This is a genomic window from Enterobacter sp. J49 (assembly GCF_002148625.1).
GTDB lineage: Bacteria > Pseudomonadota > Gammaproteobacteria > Enterobacterales > Enterobacteriaceae > Enterobacter > Enterobacter ludwigii.
The window spans coordinates 16873-38096 of sequence record NZ_MWPY01000031.1 but is presented as its reverse complement, the minus strand read 5'-3'; the positions used below and the strand labels follow the sequence as shown (position 1 = coordinate 38096).

General features: G+C 50.1%; 18 protein-coding genes and 5 pseudogenes. 11 read left to right on the top strand and 12 right to left on the bottom strand.

The window, feature by feature from the left end:
* Position 1 precedes the first annotated feature (1 nt).
* Positions 2 to 382 carry a relaxosome protein TraM gene (locus BJP35_RS11985; protein WP_086463162.1) on the bottom strand — a complete coding sequence of 127 codons (381 nt, stop codon included), beginning with the start codon at positions 380 to 382 and terminating at the stop codon, positions 2 to 4.
* A 385-nt stretch (positions 383 to 767) separates the two neighbouring features.
* Here BJP35_RS11985 and BJP35_RS11980 point away from each other — a divergent pair, with 385 nt between their 5' ends.
* Together BJP35_RS11980 and BJP35_RS11975 are read left to right on the top strand one after the other, a co-directional pair.
* Entirely contained in the window at positions 768 to 1232 is a 465-nt protein-coding gene (locus tag BJP35_RS11980; RefSeq protein ID WP_086463161.1) for a transglycosylase SLT domain-containing protein, read from the top strand.
* 471 nt (positions 1233 to 1703) lie between these two features.
* Positions 1704 to 2600, top strand: coding sequence for a LysR family transcriptional regulator (locus BJP35_RS11975; protein WP_086463160.1), 897 nt, complete (start codon positions 1704 to 1706; stop codon positions 2598 to 2600).
* A gap of 90 nt (positions 2601 to 2690) precedes the next feature.
* On the opposite strand, the gene BJP35_RS11970 is transcribed toward BJP35_RS11975, so the two are convergent.
* On the bottom strand, positions 2691 to 3647 hold the full coding sequence (locus tag BJP35_RS11970) for an ArdC family protein (RefSeq protein WP_086463159.1): 957 nt from the start codon (positions 3645 to 3647) through the stop codon (positions 2691 to 2693).
* A gap of 356 nt (positions 3648 to 4003) precedes the next feature.
* On the opposite strand from BJP35_RS11970, the pseudogene BJP35_RS24235 reads away from it, so the two are divergent.
* Positions 4004 to 4135 (top strand): annotated as a pseudogene (locus tag BJP35_RS24235) (transposase); the annotation flags it as partial.
* A 395-nt stretch (positions 4136 to 4530) separates the two neighbouring features.
* Here BJP35_RS24235 and BJP35_RS11965 read toward each other — a convergent pair.
* From BJP35_RS11965 to BJP35_RS11940, 6 genes are all read right to left on the bottom strand, one after another.
* Positions 4531 to 5835, bottom strand: a complete 1305-nt coding sequence (locus BJP35_RS11965) for a type II toxin-antitoxin system HipA family toxin (RefSeq protein WP_086463158.1) — start codon at positions 5833 to 5835, stop codon at positions 4531 to 4533.
* Positions 5835 to 6104, bottom strand: coding sequence for a type II toxin-antitoxin system antitoxin HipB (hipB, locus tag BJP35_RS11960; protein ID WP_086463157.1), 270 nt, complete (start codon positions 6102 to 6104; stop codon positions 5835 to 5837). Before hipB ends, BJP35_RS11965 begins: the two co-directional genes overlap by 1 nt.
* 249 nt (positions 6105 to 6353) lie before the next feature.
* Positions 6354 to 7076, bottom strand: coding sequence for an ABC transporter ATP-binding protein (locus BJP35_RS11955; RefSeq protein WP_179193657.1), 723 nt, complete (start codon positions 7074 to 7076; stop codon positions 6354 to 6356).
* Positions 7063 to 8073 carry an iron ABC transporter permease gene (locus BJP35_RS11950; protein ID WP_086463155.1) on the bottom strand — a complete coding sequence of 337 codons (1011 nt, stop codon included), beginning with the start codon at positions 8071 to 8073 and terminating at the stop codon, positions 7063 to 7065. The genes BJP35_RS11955 and BJP35_RS11950 overlap by 14 nt, the downstream gene beginning before the upstream one ends.
* 34 nt (positions 8074 to 8107) lie before the next feature.
* Positions 8108 to 9229 carry an ABC transporter substrate-binding protein gene (locus BJP35_RS11945; protein ID WP_256971748.1) on the bottom strand — a complete coding sequence of 374 codons (1122 nt, stop codon included), beginning with the start codon at positions 9227 to 9229 and terminating at the stop codon, positions 8108 to 8110.
* Positions 9229 to 10638: an MFS transporter gene (locus BJP35_RS11940; protein ID WP_256971747.1), complete on the bottom strand. Its 1410-nt coding sequence runs from the start codon at positions 10636 to 10638 to the stop codon at positions 9229 to 9231. The genes BJP35_RS11945 and BJP35_RS11940 overlap by 1 nt, the downstream gene beginning before the upstream one ends.
* 538 nt (positions 10639 to 11176) lie before the next feature.
* On the opposite strand from BJP35_RS11940, the gene BJP35_RS11935 reads away from it, so the two are divergent.
* The 3 genes from BJP35_RS11935 (at position 11177) to BJP35_RS11925 (ending at position 14650) form a co-directional block, all read left to right on the top strand.
* Positions 11177 to 12454, top strand: a complete 1278-nt coding sequence (locus BJP35_RS11935) for a porin (protein WP_256971746.1) — start codon at positions 11177 to 11179, stop codon at positions 12452 to 12454.
* 225 nt (positions 12455 to 12679) lie between these two features.
* Positions 12680 to 13492 carry an N-acetylmuramoyl-L-alanine amidase gene (locus BJP35_RS11930; RefSeq protein WP_086463153.1) on the top strand — a complete coding sequence of 271 codons (813 nt, stop codon included), beginning with the start codon at positions 12680 to 12682 and terminating at the stop codon, positions 13490 to 13492.
* 108 nt (positions 13493 to 13600) lie between these two features.
* Entirely contained in the window at positions 13601 to 14650 is a 1050-nt protein-coding gene (locus tag BJP35_RS11925) for a porin (protein WP_373419694.1), read from the top strand.
* A 132-nt stretch (positions 14651 to 14782) separates the two neighbouring features.
* Here BJP35_RS11925 and BJP35_RS11920 read toward each other — a convergent pair.
* The 3 genes and pseudogenes from BJP35_RS11920 to BJP35_RS24230 all read right to left on the bottom strand — a co-directional run.
* Positions 14783 to 15081, bottom strand: a pseudogene (locus BJP35_RS11920) (integrase core domain-containing protein); the annotation flags it as partial.
* Between the two features lie 16 nt (positions 15082 to 15097).
* Complete coding sequence (locus tag BJP35_RS11915) at positions 15098 to 16174, bottom strand: IS110 family transposase (protein ID WP_086463151.1); 1077 nt, start codon at positions 16172 to 16174, stop codon at positions 15098 to 15100.
* Positions 16175 to 16500: 326 nt separating this feature from the next.
* Positions 16501 to 16622 (bottom strand): annotated as a pseudogene (locus tag BJP35_RS24230) (IS3 family transposase); the annotation flags it as partial.
* A gap of 15 nt (positions 16623 to 16637) precedes the next feature.
* Here BJP35_RS24230 and BJP35_RS11905 point away from each other — a divergent pair.
* Positions 16638 to 17097, top strand: a pseudogene (locus BJP35_RS11905) (DDE-type integrase/transposase/recombinase); the annotation flags it as partial.
* Positions 17098 to 17673: 576 nt separating this feature from the next.
* Entirely contained in the window at positions 17674 to 18570 is an 897-nt protein-coding gene (locus tag BJP35_RS24225; RefSeq protein WP_143349625.1) for a hypothetical protein, read from the top strand.
* 38 nt (positions 18571 to 18608) lie between these two features.
* On the opposite strand, the pseudogene BJP35_RS11895 reads toward BJP35_RS24225, so the two are convergent.
* Positions 18609 to 19009: pseudogene (locus BJP35_RS11895) on the bottom strand (transposase); the annotation flags it as partial.
* Between the two features lie 21 nt (positions 19010 to 19030).
* Between BJP35_RS11895 and BJP35_RS11890 the strand changes: the two are divergent.
* From BJP35_RS11890 to BJP35_RS11880, 3 genes are all read left to right on the top strand, one after another.
* Complete coding sequence (locus BJP35_RS11890) at positions 19031 to 19219, top strand: hypothetical protein (protein WP_143349624.1); 189 nt, start codon at positions 19031 to 19033, stop codon at positions 19217 to 19219.
* A gap of 1113 nt (positions 19220 to 20332) precedes the next feature.
* The gene (locus BJP35_RS11885; protein ID WP_086463148.1) at positions 20333 to 20692 is read left to right on the top strand and encodes an SMR family transporter; all 360 of its coding nucleotides are present in this window, start codon (positions 20333 to 20335) and stop codon (positions 20690 to 20692) included.
* Positions 20692 to 21009: a multidrug efflux SMR transporter gene (locus tag BJP35_RS11880; RefSeq protein WP_086463147.1), complete on the top strand. Its 318-nt coding sequence runs from the start codon at positions 20692 to 20694 to the stop codon at positions 21007 to 21009. Before BJP35_RS11885 ends, BJP35_RS11880 begins: the two co-directional genes overlap by 1 nt.
* Positions 21010 to 21224 lie beyond the last annotated feature (215 nt).

Genomic DNA, 21224 nt, shown 5'->3' with positions numbered 1-21224 from the left:
GCTAATCATCACTTAATATCATTCTAATCCGTGTCTGTGCCTGTGATTTCAACCAGTCAATCAGGCTGGCGTAATTATTTCGGGTATCGGCCTTGATATCCTGAAGATCAAACATAAGTTTTAAAATCTGCTGGGCCACAAGCCGTGACTTGACGGCCTCCGTCATGATTTCCTGCTGAATTTTATCCTGCTGAGAAAGTGTCTCATCCTCTCTTTTTGCTTTAGCACTGCGATAGACCCTTATCCCTAATTCGAGCATTTCTGAGCAAACGCTTGAGATATTTGCTTCAGCATGAGTGTCACCTTCCTCGCGTCGCTCATTCACAATCGCGAGAATGCTATTCAGGGTTCTCTGTTTCATATATACATTTTGCCGTGGCATCACCCTTACCTCATCAGAGAAAATGCACATAAATAAGGTTCGAAAGGCGTCATAGAACTGACAATTGCCTCATTCACAGTAAAACAAATGTATCACTTCTGCAGTGCTATCGTATTTATCCTGACACTTTAATTTTTATTAATTAGCCATTATAAAACCACACCCCGGCACTCTATAAGCGATTATACAGCCCTTATTCGGCCAATATACTGAAGAATAAGGCTTTGCTTCAAAGCATAATTTTTAAGCTGATGAATGCAAATGTTAATCTCGAAAATCATTTATTTGCGTGGGGTGTGCTGTAAAGTGAATGAGGAGCGCCATACACCTGAGTAAGTGTTCGGGATGGTTTACACCCTCCCCTGATAAGAAGAATTGAGGAAAAATGGTCAGAGCAACTGCATTCATCCTGTCAGTCCTTCTGCCGGGTCCCCTTTATGCTGGAGACTGTTTCGAGCGTGCCGGAAGGGATTACAAAATAGATCCCGACCTTATCAGGGCGGTAGCCTGGAACGAATCTCACTTCCATAACAGCGTAACAGGAAGGAATCCGGTTTCGGGTTACGGTTCAGGCTTAATGCAGATAGATTCCCAGCATTTTCCTGAACTGAAAAAATATGGCATCTCCCCACAGCGACTTCTGCAGGATCCGTGTCTTAATGTCTACACGGGAACCTATTATCTGGCAAAAGCGTTTCAGAAATGGGGAGTGAGCTGGCAGGCTGTCGGGGCCTACAACGCCGGTTTTCAACATTCGGCCCGACAAGCGATGCGGCGATACGCGTATGCCAGCAGGATAGCAAGAACCTACAGAGTCATAAAGACCATGCGGTCGGACGATGACGAATAAGAATACTATCTGAAAATAGCATTCCGTTCTCCGGAAGATTGACTCAGCAGTAATTAGCCCGATAAGAAAACCAGGCATATGGTCCTCAAATGAATATCTCACAACATCAGGAGGCTGTAAAAAATCGCCCCCTTTTTTTCATTACAATTGCAGAAAAAAATGAGCGCTGGCGCCCCAGGAAATTACGCATTCAGCAAAAAAATCCCATATTTAGTGAGCGGTAACTCATTAATATTTCGTTAATGAAAAACCCCTCATTTCTGTGCGACACAGGGTATTTCTTATGCAAACATACAGGATAATATGTCCGTGCATTGCGCAGACGCGCCAGTGATTTGTAAAGATCAGGCGAGTTGTAACCATTATTCTTCACGATGATGAATACTTTTCCAGCAAAAATACTCCTCCAGTACTCAGCAGACGAATGATGTTTAGACGCGCGCCAGGACTCATTTAAAAGGCCATTGCCAGATGAAACGTAATCTCACCAGTTTACTGTATTTTGTCACGGTTGCCCGCGAGCGAAGTTTTACCCGTGCGGCGGCACATCTCGGTGTCAGTCAGCCCGCATTGAGTCATGCGATTGCTGAACTCGAAAAGAGCACCAATATTCCCTTGCTCTTAAGAACAACCCGTCGGGTTACGCCGACCGAAAGCGGCCAGTGTTTACTGCATGCTATCGGATCACACGTTGATGAAATACAGTCAGAACTCAGTAAACTCAGCGAATTCCACCTTCAGCATGACCGAACGGTCAGGATCAACTGCGCCTCGCTTTTGATGAGTCCCGCGCTGATGAGGAAGCTTAATCACTTTATTATGGCAAATCCGGAACTTCGTCTCGAGTTAGGCGATACGGATCGTCCCGAAGCGTTCGCCGGAGAAGCGTTCGATGCTTACCTCAGACTGGGGCCGGGTAAGCGTAAAGAGTGGAACAGTCACCCTGTTAGCCCCCCTGTCAGAATGGCGGTCGTGGGTTCGCCAGCGTATTTTGAGCGTCATAACGAGCCCGAACGGCCGCAGGACTTGTTTGCACATCACTGTATCAGGCAGATACAGCATGGCGAGAAACAAACCAGCCGGTGGATTTTTAAAAAGGGAGACAACCAACAGGATATTCTTGTCGACGGCTCGATAGGGTGTCAGTCTCCGGCCCATCTGATTACCGCCGTCTTATCCAATGCCGGACTGGGGTATCTGCCGGAGGGTGACGTCCTTCCCTTTATTGAGAAAGGAAAAATGAAGAGGGTTCTGGAAGACTGGTGCGAGCCTTTACCCGGCTACCATCTTTGCTATTCGGCATATAAGAAGGCATCAGAGCCTTTGTTGAAGCTCATCGACTCGCTGGTTGAGAAGTCGCAGAGTTAGGCATTAGCGTCGAACGTCCGGCGATGACTGTCGGCACTGTAAATCCTGCAGCCAGAGCTGGTGAAGCCCTGTATCGCAGGGCTTTACCTCTTAGCACGCCATCAGGAATCGATGTGCTTTACTGGCGGCGCTGGCCGCCTGAAAAATATAGCGTTTATCGTCCTTCAGCGATTTCAGCCACGACGCAATATAGCTTTCGTGCTGGACCTCTCCACTCACGCCCAGGTCAGCCATCAAAAATGCGCAGCCCAGCTCAGCGATCAGTTCTTCAAACGCATAGCTCTCTGAACCAAATTTGCCCCCCTTCTCACGGTCAAGGCGGCTTTTTGTGCCCGTCCAGTGAACCAGCTCATGCAGTCCAGTCGCGTAAAAGTTCGCGGCATCTGCGAACAGATGGCGTTCAGGCAGCCAGATTTCATCTGTTGAAGGCTGATAATACGCCCGTTGGCCGCGTTCGTTAATATTCGCGCCAGTACGCTGAAAAAGCGCTTCAGCCTCTGGCAGTGGATCAAACCCGGTCACTGCCTGCGGGCTGATTTCGTCGTCCAGGTTAAGCCCGTCTGTCTGCTCGATGTTGAACACGGTGAAGGTTTTCAGCATCGGGATCCGCTCCAGCTCGCCGGCATCGTTTTCTTTCTCCAGCGTCTTATAAAAAATGCCGGTTGTGCCGGTTTCACCCTTACGAACCCGTGCGCCCTGCTCTGTGGCCTGATGGTAAGTCAGCCAGCGTGGATCCTGAAAGCCATGTTTTGCCGCACTGCACCACAGCAACATGATATTCATCCCGGTGTAGGCCTTGCCGGTACTGAAATTCGACGGAATACCCGACACTGCGCCGTTATGTTTCCACGGACATACCCAAGGCTTAACCCCCCTTTCCAGGGCCTCGATAATGCTGTTGGTTACCGTCTGGTATACATCCGTTTTTGTTCTGATTTTGTCTTTACACCCTTTCGTTTTTGAGGAGCCTGACGGCTCCAGCGGGGATACGCTGGTCGCCTGTGCGGCAACAGGGGCGGTTGTTTGGGTATGCAGGTTCATCGTCATGGCAGTTTCTCCTTTAGTGTGAATTTCGTCTTCGTATCGCCTGACGGTTCGTCTTCCCCGGAGTCGTTCTGGTCCGCAAGGGCGCGTAGCGTGCTATTTACCCTTGCGGGCCGGGTTGAGACGGGGGACGATTACCGGAAGCCTGATACGAAGGAGAAAGGCAACACAGGAGAAAATGACGGGATGCATACCCGGGCTTACCGCCCCTTATGCTGCGCGGGTGAAATGTGATTCATCCTGATGCTGATTCAGGGATGGCCGCCCAAAGGGCCGAGATACGAAGCAGGTCGATGCGCACAGAACGCAAGCAAAAAACGGAAACGCTGCTGCCCGAAAAACTGATTGGTTAAAAAGACAACGATGGCGGGTCCGACGCAGATAAGAATGTCGCCGAAAATGCCCTGCGGATGGTCTGTTGGGGTCGTAAAAATGTCCTGTTCTTCGGCTCTGACCAAATGGTGAGCGGGCAGCACTATTGTTGAGGCTGAACGGGAGGAGCAAATGCGACACAGAACGCTTTCTCCGCTATGTGCCTGATGGCATAAACCGATTCAGCGAGCACCGGCTTCGGCGCCTCACACGGCCAACGGGATAAGGCATCTCCATCCTGTACGTTGACCTTTATCTTCACCATGAGAAGAGGTTGAGGTGTTCTCACGCTGGCCAGGCCCGTCCCCCGCCACGACGATCATGTTGCTGCATGGTGGTGACGCTTGTATGGCCCGTTGCACCTTTCACCGTAACGCATGGTTTTATCCCTTACCGGGGATACAGCTGACTTTATCCCCTCATGGGGATAATAAAGGTTATATCCCTGGTAAGGGATATAACCTTTATCTGTTTGCAGAGAGTCAAACCCTCATCCATTTAGCGCAACGGGCGGTTAAACCAGACGTGCATGTAGCTTAGTCATGGACCGGGTAATCGACTCAACAACCTCAACTGAAAAACCGTCGGGCAAAGATTCTGTTACCCTCTGTAAAGCCGCAGGCACGTTCGTTGCAAAGAAGTTCAGGATCTCATCCATTTCACTTTTCCGGAAGTTCACTTCATCCGCTAAGGCGAAGAAGTGTCGGGGGTAGATCTGGTTGATTTCATATTTCCTTCCCCTGGTTGCTTTGAGACTCATTGCAAGTTTGAGGTCGCCAATATGCAAACCGCGTCCACCCAGCACGGGGAACGCAGAGATAATGTCGTAAAAAGGGGTTAGCCGGTAACTTCCGCCTGCCTCAATAAAAACAGAAAAATTCTTGGCATGCCCGTCAGTCGCACCAAGCAGCCACTGGAAGACCTGAAATTTCATAAAACTGAAACGGTCCTTGAGTGCATTACTCGAGCCAAGCAGGAACGCCATTATCTCAGGGATCCCCGGACCACCATCGGATTCATATTTTACCGAGGAGGGCAGACCGAACACCTGACACATATCCTCTTGGGGAAGACGCAATAACATTGTGCGTTCTCTGTTCCACCGCCGATCAAAACGCTCAACGGCTAATGCTCTTACACGGCCTGCATTGATGATTTCGGCATCCGGAACGTCAATGCCCAGCGCCGCGGCTAACGCGAGACAAAAGTACTCATTATCAACGCTTTCACTCAGATCGAGGGTTGCGCTGGGCTGGTGTATTTCACCAATGGGTAATTTGATGATATGGCTGGTTGGGGTGATCCCCCTCGGAATACACCACTCCCTGTCGATTTTGAGAAGGGCGGTTTTTTCCTGTGCGCCTGCAACGGATATGCGAAAATCGTCCTCCCCGTTAATCATACCGAGGGGAATATCGGACTGATACGAACTCAGAATTTCTTCAAGCCGGGTCTCATTCAACCTCTCCCATGACATCACCGGCGCCGGAGTGTGTTCTCCCTGAGGAAGCAATGTGACGGCCCCGACGCTGTCACGCCCGATCTCGGCTAACAAATCGAACGGCTGCCTGGATGATGTCTGATAGCGTCTTACGATGCGGTCCCGGATAGCAGGATTATCGGGGAGCAGATTATCGAAATAATTGATGACTGCGTCGGAAGTAATCGTGCCAAACTGTAAGGGGAGGGACAGTGATATAGGCCTGGCATAGCGGTTGTACAGCCATTCCCGGTCATATCTGAATGTATGCGCCCCGTTCGCGAGTTTCGTGAGTTCTCCGACCCGTTCGTTATTCATCCATGTTGTGAGCACAGCCATTACCAGTCCACCTCCTTCTGGCGGGAATGAGGATCCCCATTCTGTATGTCGTGCTTTTCATAGAGCACCAGAGACATTTCAAGCGCCTGAATCAGTTTAAAAAATGTTTTAATCGTTGTTTTATCAGGATTATTTTCAAAATTTGAAATCGTAGCCTGCTTGATGCCGATTCTCGCGGCCAGTTCAGTTTGAGTAAGTCCATGTTTCTGGCGGGTTAGTTTGAGGTGATTAGCTAATTGTTTGGGGCTGTAAATTGCGAGTGTATTCATGGTACCGCTGCTCCAGTAAAATTATCCCCACAAACGGATAACGTAATGTTTATCCTTTGGTGGGGATAAAGTCAACGGTGAGTTAACCCGCAAAAAGACGCAACGCGTCAAAAAGCCAGACCTTATTGACGTGGGCGGTTTTTGTACGCCCTGATGAATGACGCCTCGTTTATCTCGTCTGTCGCGGGTAAGGGGGATCACATTTTTTACTACACACACGAGAAGCATCAGCGACCACCCCTGTCTTTTTCAGGAAACTGGACCGGTCGCGGTGCGAATGGATACCCCGAAATAGTGGCTAAGCTGAATGTCACTGAGCATGTGGTCTGCCGGGCCGCAGGCATAGCATCCCGGCCGGAGCAGTAAACACTGGTCGGCCACCTGACTGGCATGACTGATAAAGTGAGTGTTCATGATGATGGTCTTCTGCTCCTTCTTTGCAAGATCATGCAGCAGACTGATGATGCGATGCTGATATGTGAAATCGAGACTGGACTCCGGTTCGTCCAGAATAAGCACATCGGGGTCCGGGGCAATTGCTTTCGCGATAGCACAAAGCTGAAGCTCGCCACCGCTGATCTGATTGACATGCTTGTCTCTCAGATGCCCGGCACCTAACCTGACCAGCACAGCTTCAGCCCGGTCATAATCATCAGGTGTGGGCCTCCTCAGATAACCTTTATCCCCTCCCAGACCAAACGTAATAAAATCCGCTATGGAATAGTTAAAGGGGATATGTCGGGTCTGTGGTACCCAGGCCAGGCAGACCTTTTTGTGGTCAGGGCGCTCAATGATGCAACGTCCTGAAAGCGGACGGAGGATCCCGGCAATAACTTTGAGCAAGGTGGTTTTCCCTGCACCGTTGGGGCCAAGAACACACAGCACTTCTCCCTGCCCCAGCCGGAAGCTGAGATTCTCGAAAACCGGCCGTTGATCCTTAAAGCCATAGGTCAGGTTCTCAGCGATGATCATGGGAGGCTCCTCTGACATACAAAAATGCAAATAACGGTGCCCCTGTCAGGGCGGACAGAATACCGACGGGAATTTCCGCATAGGTGAGCGCGCGGGCAAGTGTGTCAATCACAAGCAAGAAGAGCGCACCGCATAACGCCGTAACAGGGATCAGTTTTCCATGATTGTTTCCGACCAGGGCTCTGACAAGATGGGGGATCACCAGTCCCACCCATCCCACCACGCCACAGATAACGACGGACGCCGATATCATCACAGAGGCTGAGACCAGCAGTATTATCTTCAGTAACAGCGGATGTAAGCCCTGAATTTTCGCCTCATCGTCGCCCAGAGAAAGAATATTCATCGTCCACCGTAGCCTGTAAATGATGTAATAGCAGAGCATAAAAAGCGGGATCAGGCTGAAGACTTCTGTTTTGATCAGCGAGGAAAAACTGCCCATCAGCCAGAATACGATGGCGGGCAGGGTATCCTCCGGATCGGCCAGATATTTCAGGACAGAGACAAAAGCGACAAATACCGAGGCGACGATAAGACCCGAGAGGATCGTCACGATTGCCTCCTGGCTTTGCCGTAGAAAGCAGAGGCCGAACACCAGAGCGAGGCTCAGCATCCCGAAGATAAAGGCACATCCCGTGGAAACCTGATAAGACAACCCCATCACGATCCCCAGCGCTGCGCCGAAAGCTGACGCCGAGGAGGTGCCGAGCACATCCGGGCTGGCCAGGGCATTTTTCAGCACGGCCTGATACGTCGCGCCCGCGACAGACAGTCCTGCCCCCACCATCACGGCAGCGAGGATACGCGGCAGGCGCAGATCGACAATCACCGCCGCTTTTTCTTTGCTGTACTCCGCGTGGGGTGCCCCCAGCAGGATATGCACCACATCCTGCACCGACAGAGAATATCGGCCGATAAACAACGAGGCCAGGATCATGAGAACCAGGCTGACACACAACAGGACCTGCAGCTGACGGTAGGTTTTTTGTTCCGGCATAACGTTCTCGGGAATGGCTGAAAAGGGACGTCGCTTAACGCTGGCTGAGGACTTCATTCAACAACCGATCGGGGATCGCGTAGTCAAACATGGTTTTGTAATACGCCCTAGTCAGGCCTCTCATATCCGCATCACTCACAAAGTCCGGCTCCAGCTTGCTGACCATAAACAAGGGAAGCAGGGGCGTTTCAGCAGACAATCCGCCCCAGTTGTGTAATCCCACTGGCGTTGAGTAGATCCGCTTGTTTTTCCAGGCGCGTGTCCCCTGCCACATCTGTCCGGGATTGCGGTTATCGAGCAAAGCCCGGGCACTCCCAAACACAACGAAAATTACATCCGGGTTCCATGCCATGATCTGCTCCATCGAGACCGTAATGTACCGACCGGCATCACCGCTGACCTGAAGGTGTCCGGCAACATTCTCCATGCCGACCATATTGAGGTAGGTGTCGCCGAATGTATGGGGACCACTCACACGCAGGGTCTTACCGTCACTTTGTTCGAGGTATAATGCCCTAACGTGCTGCTGACGTATCCGGTCGGCATAGGGCTGGATGGCTTTCCGGGTCGTCTCCCACGCCCGATGAAATTTGTCGGTCCGGGGCAGTCCAAGCGCATCCTCAAACATGGTTTCCCAGTAGCTCTGCGTCGCTTCGGGATCATATTTGGCACTGCCGCCAGTATCCAGATTGATGACCGGTACCCCCGCGCGTTCCAGGTGGTCATTCTGGCTTTGTCCGTAATAGAAAATCAGATCCGGATGAAGCGTCAGTAATGTTTCCAGGTTAACGGAATAATCGTCGTTGATAAAATGCGTGGTGATCCGTCCGATGTCAGGCTTCATGTCCTTCAGAACGTTCATATCAGCATGCAGGAATGCCCAGGGGCCCACCCCGACCACCTGACGGTAAGCCAGCGGATTGGCGAGGATCACACCGAACGGGCAGTTGCCGGTAATAATGATTCGATGATGTCTGATGGGCTCATCCATCGCGGCATGAACCACCACCGGAAACAGGCACAGGGCCAGCAACAGCGTGTACAGGACGTGCAGAACTTTCAGCATAAAGGAGTGCTCCGGGTACGTTAAGAATGAGAAGGTTCGTCCCGACAGGCCATACGGGCTGTCAGACGCGTTTTCGGTCGTGCGCGGCATCAGCGTCTGCCGCCGGGATGCCTGTCATCGTCGGGCACGGAGGCGCATTTTCTGACGTGCGCCTGCCTGAGCCGCAGACAACTGACCCCCAGTGATAAAAGAGAGAACAGGGCGCCGGCCGCCATGCTGGCACGAATGGCCCCTCCCCCGAAGACATTGAACATGACGGCAACCAGGGCTGAACCGATGATTTGCCCGGCCAGGCGGGACGTTCCCAGCAGGCCGCTTGCTATATTGTTTTGCTCAGGGCTGACCGAGGTCATAATCAGCAAATTATTGGGGGACTGGAACAGACCAAAACCAAACCCGCAAAGGACCACGCGCCACAGGATCTGCTCGTCCGATGGCGAAGGAGGGAGCCACGTCATCAGAAGCATGCCGGTGACCAGCATCCCCAGGCCTGCTATTGCTACCCGCTCGGCGCCAAATCGTGTACAGAGCTCGCCGGCAATCAGTGAGGTCATCATGGTGGCTAGCGGCCAGGCCGTCAGCATCAGGCCGGCCTGCACAACGTCACGGTGTAGGACGTTATGAAAATAAAAAGGCAGCGCGACATAGGCCAGCAGTTGCGTGCTGTAGGAAAGCAGGGACATAGACAGAGAAAGCGAGAAAACCGGACTGGCGAACATTGCCATGGGGATCATGGCTTGCGCCTGCTTCGTCTTCTGATTGATAACGAGTTGTCTTCCCAGAAACAGGAGGACAATAAAACTGGCCGCCGCAAACGATGCATGGTTGCCTGTCACGCTCAGCGTCAGGCATGCGAACGTCAGGCAGGTCAGAAAGACCAGACAGGCACCGCCGCGGTCAAAGGGTTTTGCTGCACAGTGCGCCGATCTTAATGTGAAGCAACCTAAAATGAGTGAAAGACAGGCCACCGGGATATTGATCGTAAAGAGCCAGTTCCAGTTAGCCAGCGACAGGATGCTGGAGGCCACAGAGGGCCCTGCGGCGGCCGAAACCGAGACGACCATGACGTTGATGCCCAGCCCCCTGCCAAGGAGTCGTGGCGGATAAATCGCTTTGATCAGAGCAGCGTTCACACTCAGTATGGCGGCCGCGCCGAGCCCCTGAATGATGCGAAAAAGCGTCAGCATATTCAGGGAGATCGACAAGGAACACCCCAGTGAGGACAGCGCAAACAGGATGACACCTACCATAAAGATCCGCGTATTACCCAGCGTTCTCCCCAGGGCTGAAAAAGGAAGGAGTGTCGCAATCACGGCGAACTGATAGGCATTGATGATCAGAATCGACGCGGATTCGGACACCGAAAAATCTTTTGCAATAAGGGGAAGCGCCACATTCGCAATCGTGCTGTCCAGCATGGCAATGACCGTACTGAGCGAGACCGCCAGCACGGCAATCATACTGACCGGTTTAGTGTCTGTATCCAATAACCCGCCCACATCCCCTCCTGTACCCTGCCCACCGCGATGAAGACGTTATAACATAACACGATAATGATAATCATTATTCTTTGAAAGGATAATTAACAAAATATGTCGTCCGGGATACATTCTTCCGCACGCAATAATGCGGCGGAAGAAGATTGCGGGTAAAGACGGCATCGTCACATTTTAATGACCAGCCTGTCTGTTTCTTTCCACATTCATAGCCAGACGATTCAAAAATACTGCGAAATATAAATAAAAAAATAAGTCCGCTTATAGATCTATTTATAAAAAATATTATTAGCGCATTTATATAATAAACCACAAATCAACATAACGCGCATTTCTGCGCACAACACAGGAAAAATAAATACGCCATATTTCATTTAGTTAGTCATGGTGATAATAAATCTGCTGAATAGCCGCCCTTCTTTTCCTTATCGAACCTGACACGGTCTCAGGCGCATCGCCGGAGAACCGCTTTGCTTTCACCAGCAGTGGAACTGACACACGTCAGGAACGGCAAATAATGTTTAAAAAAGGAAACAACAAAATGAATAAATTTATTCCCACGGCGATAGCCGCCTCACTCAGCCTTATTCTCAGCGGTTCTGTTATGGCGCAGGATAGCCATTCTCTGCAGGCCGCACCGGGTTATACCGCCACACAAACCAAGGGGGAAACCCTCTGGAGCGATAATGACAACGCGATCGGCGTGCTGGGTTCGCTACGTCTGTTCGGAAAGACCGATTCTGCGCACACGCAGCAACACGATATTCAGAACAACGATTCCCGACTGGGGATCGCCATGCGGCATAACCTGAGGGCCGGTGAGAGCGATACCTTTGCGCTGGGATACTACGAAACGGGCATTCACGGACTGGATTCCTCAACGGATGGCCTCAGCAACAACGTCTATACGCGTCAGGCTTACGCCGGGGTGGGCAGCGAAACCCTGGGTATCCTCACGTTTGGTAAACAGTATGCGCCGACGGACTGGGGGCTGGGGGTGGATACCACCTATGCCTGGGGCGGCAAAGGAAAACACGATCAGGCCGGCATGTCGACGGATATCGTCAATTCAGCGGGCATCTGGTACTACACGGACGATCATCTTACCGTGGGGGTCATGGCGCAGGGGAATGACAACGTCGACAAGATTGGTTTTGCCGACTACGGAAACGGGCCCGACCTGCACAATGCCTTTCGTGACGGCGCCGCACAGGTTCACAACGGCGCGGCGATGGCTGCCCGCTATCAGTGGGAGAATGGCCTGGCGTTGTCCACGGCAGCGGCTTACAACCACTATACGGTGAATACCGGCCTCAGTCAGGGCTGCACGCCTTTTGGCTCGGACAGTCACTGTTACCCCTGGACCGAAACGGACGGACAGCCCTATGACGGGAACACCTATTCCCTGGGGATGAATGCCAAATACACGACAAACGTGGGGGATCACGCCTGGTACAACGGTGCCCAGGCCACGTGGTACGTGAATAAAGTGGATAACGTCACCTCAGCGACCCGGGGGCAGTATCGTCATAATCCTTTGCGGGCAGAAGATCAGGAGACCATCCTGGGCCTCGAATACGATTCCCGGCTCCATTTAACGGACAACTGGAGTGTCTACGCCGATGTCAGCTGGCTGCGCGGAGGCGATGCCATGGAAGGACAACATCTTGAATCGACCGTACTGGGAACCGACTACTGGCTGGGTAAAAATGCGGTCACCTACGTGGAATACAGCTATCAGAAAGCCTGGGGCAACGCCAATGACGACTGGAATAGTGACGATCATCTGGGTGCAGTAGGGCTTCGCGTCTTTATTTAGGCGACAACGTCGACGTGAGTCCGGGAAGGGCAACGCCCCCTTCCCGCTCAGCGTCGTTGCCCACGTCACTGCGGTTATTCAGCATGGAGAGGGGGCGCATGTCCCCGCCCAGTCTTTGTTCATCCCGGTATACCAAAAGCGACAAACGGTAACACTGTTGAGATCGGCACGAGAAATGATACGTTATATCATAACATTTATAATTTATCCCAGGAGTAACAAGGTATGCGCCTACATACGACGCGCCGTCAGCTCATCCTTACCGGGCTTGCAACGCTTCTCACCAGCACGATGAGCCCTGTTTCATACGCTTACCCGGTACCTCATAAGAAGGCCAAACCTCGTTGTATGCGTAAACCCAGGGTAATGATAGATCCGGGACACGGAGGAAAAGACCCGGGAGCCACAGGGTATGAAGGTACAGAAGAGAAACACGTTGTCCTTGAAATCGCGAAATATCTTCAGGCCATGCTGACTATGAATGGCGTGGATGCCCGCCTCACGCGTTCAGAAGACATCTTTGTTCCCCTGTATGAACGGGTATTGAAGGCACATCATCACAATGCGGATCTGTTGGTTTCTGTCCATGCGGATGGGTTTACCAGCCCGAGCGCGCAGGGAGCCTCCGTTTTTGCCCTCTCGACCCGGGGAGCGACGAGTGCAATGGCCAGGTATCTGTCAGACAGTGAAAATGCTGCCGATATAGCAGCAGGTGAAAAGTCCAGTGCCGGAGACCGGTATCTGCAGGAGGTGATCTTCGATCTGGAACAAACGGAAACCATCCGGGAAAGCCTGGCGCTGGGCTCTGAGCTCATTCATCATATTGCCCCTGTCCATACGCTGCACTCCCCCACAACGGAACAGGCCGCTTTTGTAGTACTTAAGTCTCCTTTTATCCCTTCCGTGCTGGTTGAAACGGCCTTCATAACCAATCCTGCCGAAGAGAAACTGCTCAGCACATCGTCATTCCGGTACCGCATGGCCAGTGCGCTGAATGACGGAATACTGAAGTACCTGAACACTAAAAAATTATTATAAAAGAATATTACTACTGTAAGCGTGTAGAGCAATGTCCCGAGGGATCTCTGTGCCCCCAGCCGGCTTCAGGAGATCGTCACTTATCCGGAGGACACATACGACATGTCAGTGCCTTTATTCTCAACGCGTCTCTTCACCACAGTGATATGGTCTGTACTTTTCTCATTCAGCAACCTTGCCAGTGCAGCCTCTTTATCCCGGACCAGAGACCACTCTCTGGATTTTTACGGCACGCTGGTTGCAAGAAGGTTCATGAGCCACAAGGCCAGTGATGATGGCGATCGGACATATCTTTATTTCGGTTTAAAAGGGACGCAATGGCTCAGTCAGGACTGGCAGGCTTACGGGCAGTGGGAATACACCGTCAGCGCGGAAGACGCGTCACGTAATGCCACACGTCTTGCTTATCTTGGAATAAAACAACAGACGCTGGGTAGTCTGGATGTTGGCAGAAACTGGGGCGTGCTGTACGACGCCACCTCCCTGACCGATCGTTCTCCCCTGTTTCGGGAAATGTCATACAACTATGTGGACAACGTGATGCGCGGCCGGGCTGAGGACCTGCTGACGTATCGCCAGTCATTCAACCTCGCCCGTATGCCCGTGCATCTTGCGCTGCAGTATCAGTTTCCGGGTCACCAGACAGATCGCCCGGTGATGAAACGATACGGAAAGGGGCTGGGGGCATCTCTGGGCTGGTCTCTGACTTCCCGGTTCAGCGCTATTATCGCAGCCTCCACCTCTACCTCAACCCGGTCACAGAGGAAGAATGCGAACTATCGGAATCAGATCCGCACGCTGGCAGGCGGTCTGCGATATCAGACACCGGCGCTGTACCTGGCGGCCGTGTCGACCCGCAGCAATAATGCCATTCATCCGGAACCGGCTGCCAATTCGAGCCCCGCGTACAGCGAGGAAGTGCTGGTGAAGGTGATGTTAACCTCCAGATTGCAGCCGCATGTGGGTTATACCCGTTTACGTCAAACGGAATCAGGGTATCACCAGGATATTCTGAACTATGAAGAGGTGGGATTGACATACTATCTAGGTAAGAATATGCAGATTTTTATGGATTATAAGCTGAATAATCTGAGACACCGCAGCAGTCAGCCAGATGTTGCCAACAAGGCAGAGATCGGCCTTAGCTATCACTGGTAGATAGCCCGGGTAATGAAATATCCGGGACACGGGAAAAGCACGTCGTTCTCAAATGGCAAATTATCTGCAGGCCATGCGGACCATTAATGGTGGGGATAGCCTCGATACTCACAGTTCACTGCATTGAAGTGTTCAACTAAAACTGGCCACCTCGCTAGAGTTTTTCCAGTATCGATTTTCCGATTCGTTTGGGGGCAACCCGCCGTTATAGTCATGCGGCCTGAGCGGGCTGTAATACCCAGCGATACAGCCCGTGATTGCGTGGACTGTATCGCTGAAGCCGTCACTGGTACCCATTCATTCTTCAGACTCCGGAAGAAGCGTTCTATTGGACTATTATCCCAGCAGTTTCCACGTCGACTCATACTCTGCCTGATCCGGTATCACCACAGTAACTGCCGGAATTGCCTGCTTGCGTAATGGTTTCCCTGGACGCCCTTCTAAGAGTCAAGCCATTATCGGGATGCTGTTGACCTGCCTATTTTGATTTCGCAATAATGTATAAACTTCGCGTGAGATATAGCGCTTAAGACAGCGTATTGCTTCCATTTTTGTATGTCCTTCGGCTACTCGCCTGGCAACATATTCCTTCGTTTTATCGTCAGTTCGTAAACGTCCGATAGCGATGATGTGAAGTGCACTATTTGCAGCACGATCTCCACCCCGATTAAGTCGATAACGGTTCATTTTTCCAGAAGAGACAGGAACCGGGCTGACACCACACAGTGCCGCAAAACCTGATTCGGATCTTAACCGTTGGGGATTGTCTCCGGCAGTGATCAGCAACTGTGAAGCGCTTTCGTATCCAATAGCATTACGTTTAATCAGTTCAGGTGCCAGCTCATCGACAATTGCCGCAATCATGACATCCAGATCAGCGATTTCGTCATGTAATTCGAGATAGCGTCGGGCAAGGGACTTTAATGAAATGCGATAAACGTTGGTAACATTGCGGTATTCACTGGCATCAGGTCTCCAGGATCCCAGAGTCCTGATGAGCTGCATGCGCGTCATATTTCTGAGCTGTTCACGTAATTCATCCGGAGCAGAGATAATATTGGAATGGATAATCTGGAGAGCGACTCTGCGGGCGGATATCGCTGTTTTTCGGCAGGTTTTTAACACCCGAAGAGACTCAATCATGCCATTGCGCGTTTTGGGTGTGACGGTTCTTATTCCGGAGAATGCGGCATGAGCAGCACACTCAGCATCAATCGTGTCACTTTTACCCCGTTTGCGTCGTTCCATCCGGTCTGGGGCGGTGACTTCAAGAACTTCTAACCCGGCATTCTGCAAATAGCGAAGCAGACCTGATCCATAGGTGCCTGTACACTCAATACCAATTCGCTTTAATGCCCCAAATGAGGTCATCCATGCCAGCATTTGCCGGTAACCTTGTCGTGTTGTGGCGAAATACTGGGTCCCCAGGACTTTATTGTTCTGATCAACGACAGCGGCAACGTGCAGATCTTTATATGTATCCACGCCACCCACAACGGCGGCTTCGGTAACTTTATCAGCCATGACAGAGCTCCTGTGAGGAAACAGAGTTGAATCTCCAGACAGATAACCCGGACAGGACAGTAACGAGACAAGCCGTCAGGCCCTTCTTGAGTCACGCGCATCGGTGAGGAGATGCCTCGCATGAAGGCGCTTCCGGCAACCGACGGGTCCAGGGCAGGACACAAAAGGTCGATCGCTGTGTGAGTCAGGATGAGGGAAGGTCTTCACTGCATCAGTAATCACACCAATCGGGTTAAACGGCAAACTGAGTGGTGGTAAAGACTGACACCGGCATTATTACTATCGCTGTGGAACATTACTCCCACCGGCTTGCCGCGCGTTGCTCATGCCATTTCCAGCTCTTTCATGGTGAGTTTGCTGTCCGGTGAGAACGAAATGCCCAGCCCACTGGTTTCCTTGCGAAAAGGTCAAGAACAACAGCGAGGTACGCCCAGCGCTTAACTGTCCGGAGTAGAGTAAGAGGCAGGGCAGGCTGTATCTGACGGTGGTTATCGATCTCTTCGCCCGTAACGTGGTTGGCTGGTCGATGAAGCCCACTCTCTGACGCGAACTCGCACTGGACGCACTGATGATGGCAGCGTAAATCTGACGATGAGGTTATTGTGCACTCAGAACAGGGCAGTCAGTACGGCAGCGACGATTGGCAGCGCTTCTGTCGGGCCAATAAACTGGCCTCGGACATGAGCCTGCGTGGCAACTGCCAGGATAATGCGGTGGCCGAATCGTTCTTCAGTTCGCTGAAAAAAGAACGGATCAGAAAACGCATCTATAAAACCCGGGATCTGGCCCGGGCCGATATCTACGATTACATTGAAGTCTTCTATCACCGGGCCAGATGCCACAGTCATCCCGGTGGCGTCATGAACAGGCCTCGTCGTGAGGACAGGAAATGTCTACCAATGTGGGGTCAGTCCAGGTTGTAGTAATACTATCAGCTCCCACATCAGCCATCAGGCGAGCAATAATAGCGTTGGTTACCATGCAATGTGAAGACGTTTTAAACTTCATATTTGCTGGCAGGATCCCTTTTTTACGAAGATCATAAAAATTAATAGCACGCCCAGATCGTAAACCATGAGCGTTGGTGGGATATTAATATCCCTACTCCTACCCGACAATCGTATTCCACCAGCGCTCAGGCGAATACGGTCTGTATCATCTCTAATCCATGAGCCTACAACAGCCTGCATTGCGGTTTTTTATGCCCTCAAACAGGGGAGAAACGCTATGCAAAATTTCACCCCGCCAGGCGACTGGGGCATCTTACTTCATTATATCCGCGAAAACTGGCTGGTCCTTCCGGAAACACGAAGTAGTATCGACGCCGTGGGTAAAGCGAGAAACGGGTGTTTGGAAGCAGACTGAATATTAAAGTGTTATTAATCCTAATTTTAAGTACACACTATTGTAATAACTAATTTACCGATCAATGATACCGCACCTATCGACAAAGCCTATTAACCGACTTTTGAGTTGGTTAATCAACTCTTGGTGTTGTTATGATAAATATCAGAGCGGTATATATGATATTCCTGTTAGTAACAGGAATGAATCATGCTAATGGAGCTCAGCTCATCTCGACAGAATGGCTTAGCACCAACGGCAAAGTAGGTGATGAGCGAATGGATAAATGGAAAGTTACAGTTTCATTTGGTCCAGAAGATGTAGAGCCACAATATAGGAACTGGGGATGTCAGAATGGAGCCACCACCCCAAGTAATGCCTGCTATGTAGCATTACAGGGAAAAGCGTGTCGTCGCGGCCCCCCCGTGTCCATGGGTTCGTCTTTAACCCCACCTACCACTGAAAAAGGGTATCTACCTGTTCCTTATCTTGAGCGTTACGGGGGGACATATTCTGGTATACTTGAGACTTGTGCGAACCCGGGAAGCATCTTTTATGGCTCTTTTTCTGCTTTAATGCATGGTTTTGCCGAAAGGGCCCCCTGGATTGCATTCCTTCTTCTGAGTTCTCATGGCGAAGGTGGTGGGACTGTACCGCCAATACGACCTGAACCTTCCCCTATTTCCTGTAAAATAGATGCCGTTAAGGGGGAGTTTGATTTCGGGAATAAAAACGTAAATGAGCTCACGGGAATGGAGAGCTCCCTTTTGGTGAACATCCGTTGTACTGGTGGTGAAGGGAAGACCGGATCCGGGAGACTGAGACTGACCAGTTTAACAGGAGAAAATACTGTAGAGATGAAAAACAGAGACGGGGACATTATCCCGGTACAACTTTTGGTATCAAAGGAAACGGGAAGTAATACTCTCAATTTCACGGCAAAAGATGGCTATTTTGTTGGACATATGCTTTGGGCAGAAATACTACCATTTTCCATATCAACTTACGGCGCATATAGGGGGAGTGCGGTGGTTAATGTTACGGTTGATTAAAAGGAGTGGGCTGGCTCAAGATCAGCCCCCAAGATACAATACGCATCAGAAGATGGACGCTGAACATCATAACGGCAGGTCGACAGAGACAAACCTGTAAGCCTGCAGACACGACGTTGCGACAGACCGGTCGCATCACACATCACCACCACGGCTTCCCGCTTCTGGCCTGTCGTCAGTACTTTCGCCCAAGAGCCACCTGAAGCGCCTCCTTATCCAGCATGGCTTCGGCAAGTAACTTCTTGAATCGGGCGTTCTGTTCTTCAGGCGACTTAAGCCGCTTTACCTCAGGAACTTCCATGCCACCAGACTTCTTGCGCCAGCTGTAGGAAGTGGCGTCTGAAATAGCGTGCTTACGGCAGAGTTCCCGGGCAGAAACCCCGGCTTCAGCCTCACGGAGAATACTGATGATCTGTTCGTCGGAAAAACACTTCTTCATGGGGATGTCCTCATGTGGTTTATGAAGACATTACTGACATCAGTGTGTATTAATCAACAGGGAGCAGGTCACACCCTCTTGATGGGAAGAATGGCAAAAAAACTCAACGGACTGACCGGAATGAAAACTCGTCAAGAAAAGCTGCAATTGAAGACAAAAATCATTGGACTGGATGCTAACACCCTGACGAAAACGCAGCGTGGAGTATAGTTTATAGCGGTTAACATCCATGCGAATGACCTTTCAGGTTTGACTAAGTTTTGCTTTTATTGTTGAAGAAGCATTGTCTTAAAGGAAATCGGTAAGCATTAATATGCTAACAACATTCCACCATTATAGGTTCAAAAAAGTGCCGGTCTTTCCCGGCTGTCTGTTCATGACTCAATCCAGGGCGAGCTTAATGTCCTCGCAAATATTAGTATCTGCATAAACACACCCTGAATTGCCCCACATGATTGATTTCCGCAATAAAACACTTCCCCTCACAAAAAAACTGGTGAATACTTGCAACGGACATCTCAAGGTAATCCCGTCATCGACTTAAACCCAGAGCAAATATCCACCATGACAAAGTCAATCATTCAATACACACGCATCACAATGCACACATGGAGAACCACTTTCCTCGTTGGCAAGTACGTATGATAAATATCTGGGACTGTGTGTAAACAAGATAACCCTATTTTTCGGATAATTCACACTTAGTTTATAATTAAAAATAGACAATGAATATTGTTTGCTTTGCGAAACGCCAGACGGTCTTATTTATTAGCCCCGAGCCAAAAAACCACGCTTACGAAGTGAGTTAGGCGCACTTGGTGCAGACTCGAGGATAAAACCATCCTGACATTAACAAACCTAACACTAACTAATAAACGATTGGTTTCTATGCAAAACCATACTTGCATATGAAAACCTTTACTTTAAATCACACTTACTTAATGGCCTGTCTGGATTATAAAGTGACATTAATCGATATATTGGCTGAACATATATGCAAAGTTAATCCAACGGGTTTGGCGTTTGATATCCCAGAACTAATTAACATATAAAATCCTGGAAAGTTCCTATTTTTTTGCAACTGACATTTCAAAGACCATAAGAGTTAGGTAAGATTTAATGGAAGGGGAAGTAACTTATTTATTAAGTTGCACAATCTATCTTTGCTCTGTGGCTATAGGCCAGCTTCGCCCCTGTAAAGAGGCCTCTTTTTTGGCAAACAATGAATTGCTCATCTACTCTAACAAGGAGATTTCAGAAACTTTCACGTTACAACAGTAATACTAAATTCATTTCATGATAAGACTGGTTATGGAGGATTCAATGAACTCAACAGAGAACGTTAAAAATAGTAGATTACTTTCATGGGCATTCCTTGTATTAGCTATAGTAGCCGAAGTAATAGGTACCTCTTTCATGACCTCCGCAGCACGTAATGGCGGTTACCTGGGGTACATAATCATGGCGCTGGCCTTAGCCATATCGTACTATTTCCTTGCGCTTTCCATTCGAAAGATTGGCGTTGGAGTCGCTTATGCTATATGGGAAGGTGTTGGCCTGATATTATTATCAATTATCGGTGTTTATATTTTCAAAGATAGCCTTACTACAAGTGAATTTGTGGGTATTGTTATCGCCATTATCGGGATAACGTGTGTGACACTCGGCGAGGAGCATGAATAATGACTGCATCGGCAATTGGTTTTGTGATTTTATCAGCAATCATTGATATCTTTGCAAATATGATGATTGTAAAATCCAGGGGTTTTTCCTACGTCAGATGGGGCATGGGTGCCATTCTACTTGTCTGGATAGCATTTGCGCTTTTAGGCCAGGCAGTCAGAACAATGGACCTCGCCGTGGCTTATGCCATGTGGGGAGCTATTGGTGTTACCGGTACCGCAGCTCTTGGCCGTATTTTCTTCGGTCATAAGCTTAAACCCTTGGGTTGGTTTGGAATTGCTGCAATAACGCTTGCTGTAATAATCCTCTCTTTATAAGTATTCAGCCCATTGGTGGTCAAAAGAGTGCCATCATTCTCCAACCACCTGGGCTGTAAAATACATATCGAACTATAAACATTATATTGATAAAACTTTAGAACATAATTATCATTTATTAACGACCAGCAGAACTGAGAGAAATTAACACACTTTGTATTTACTTATACAACCTCCCGCCTTGCTAAAAAGCCGTATTCAAGCTTAAAATAAAA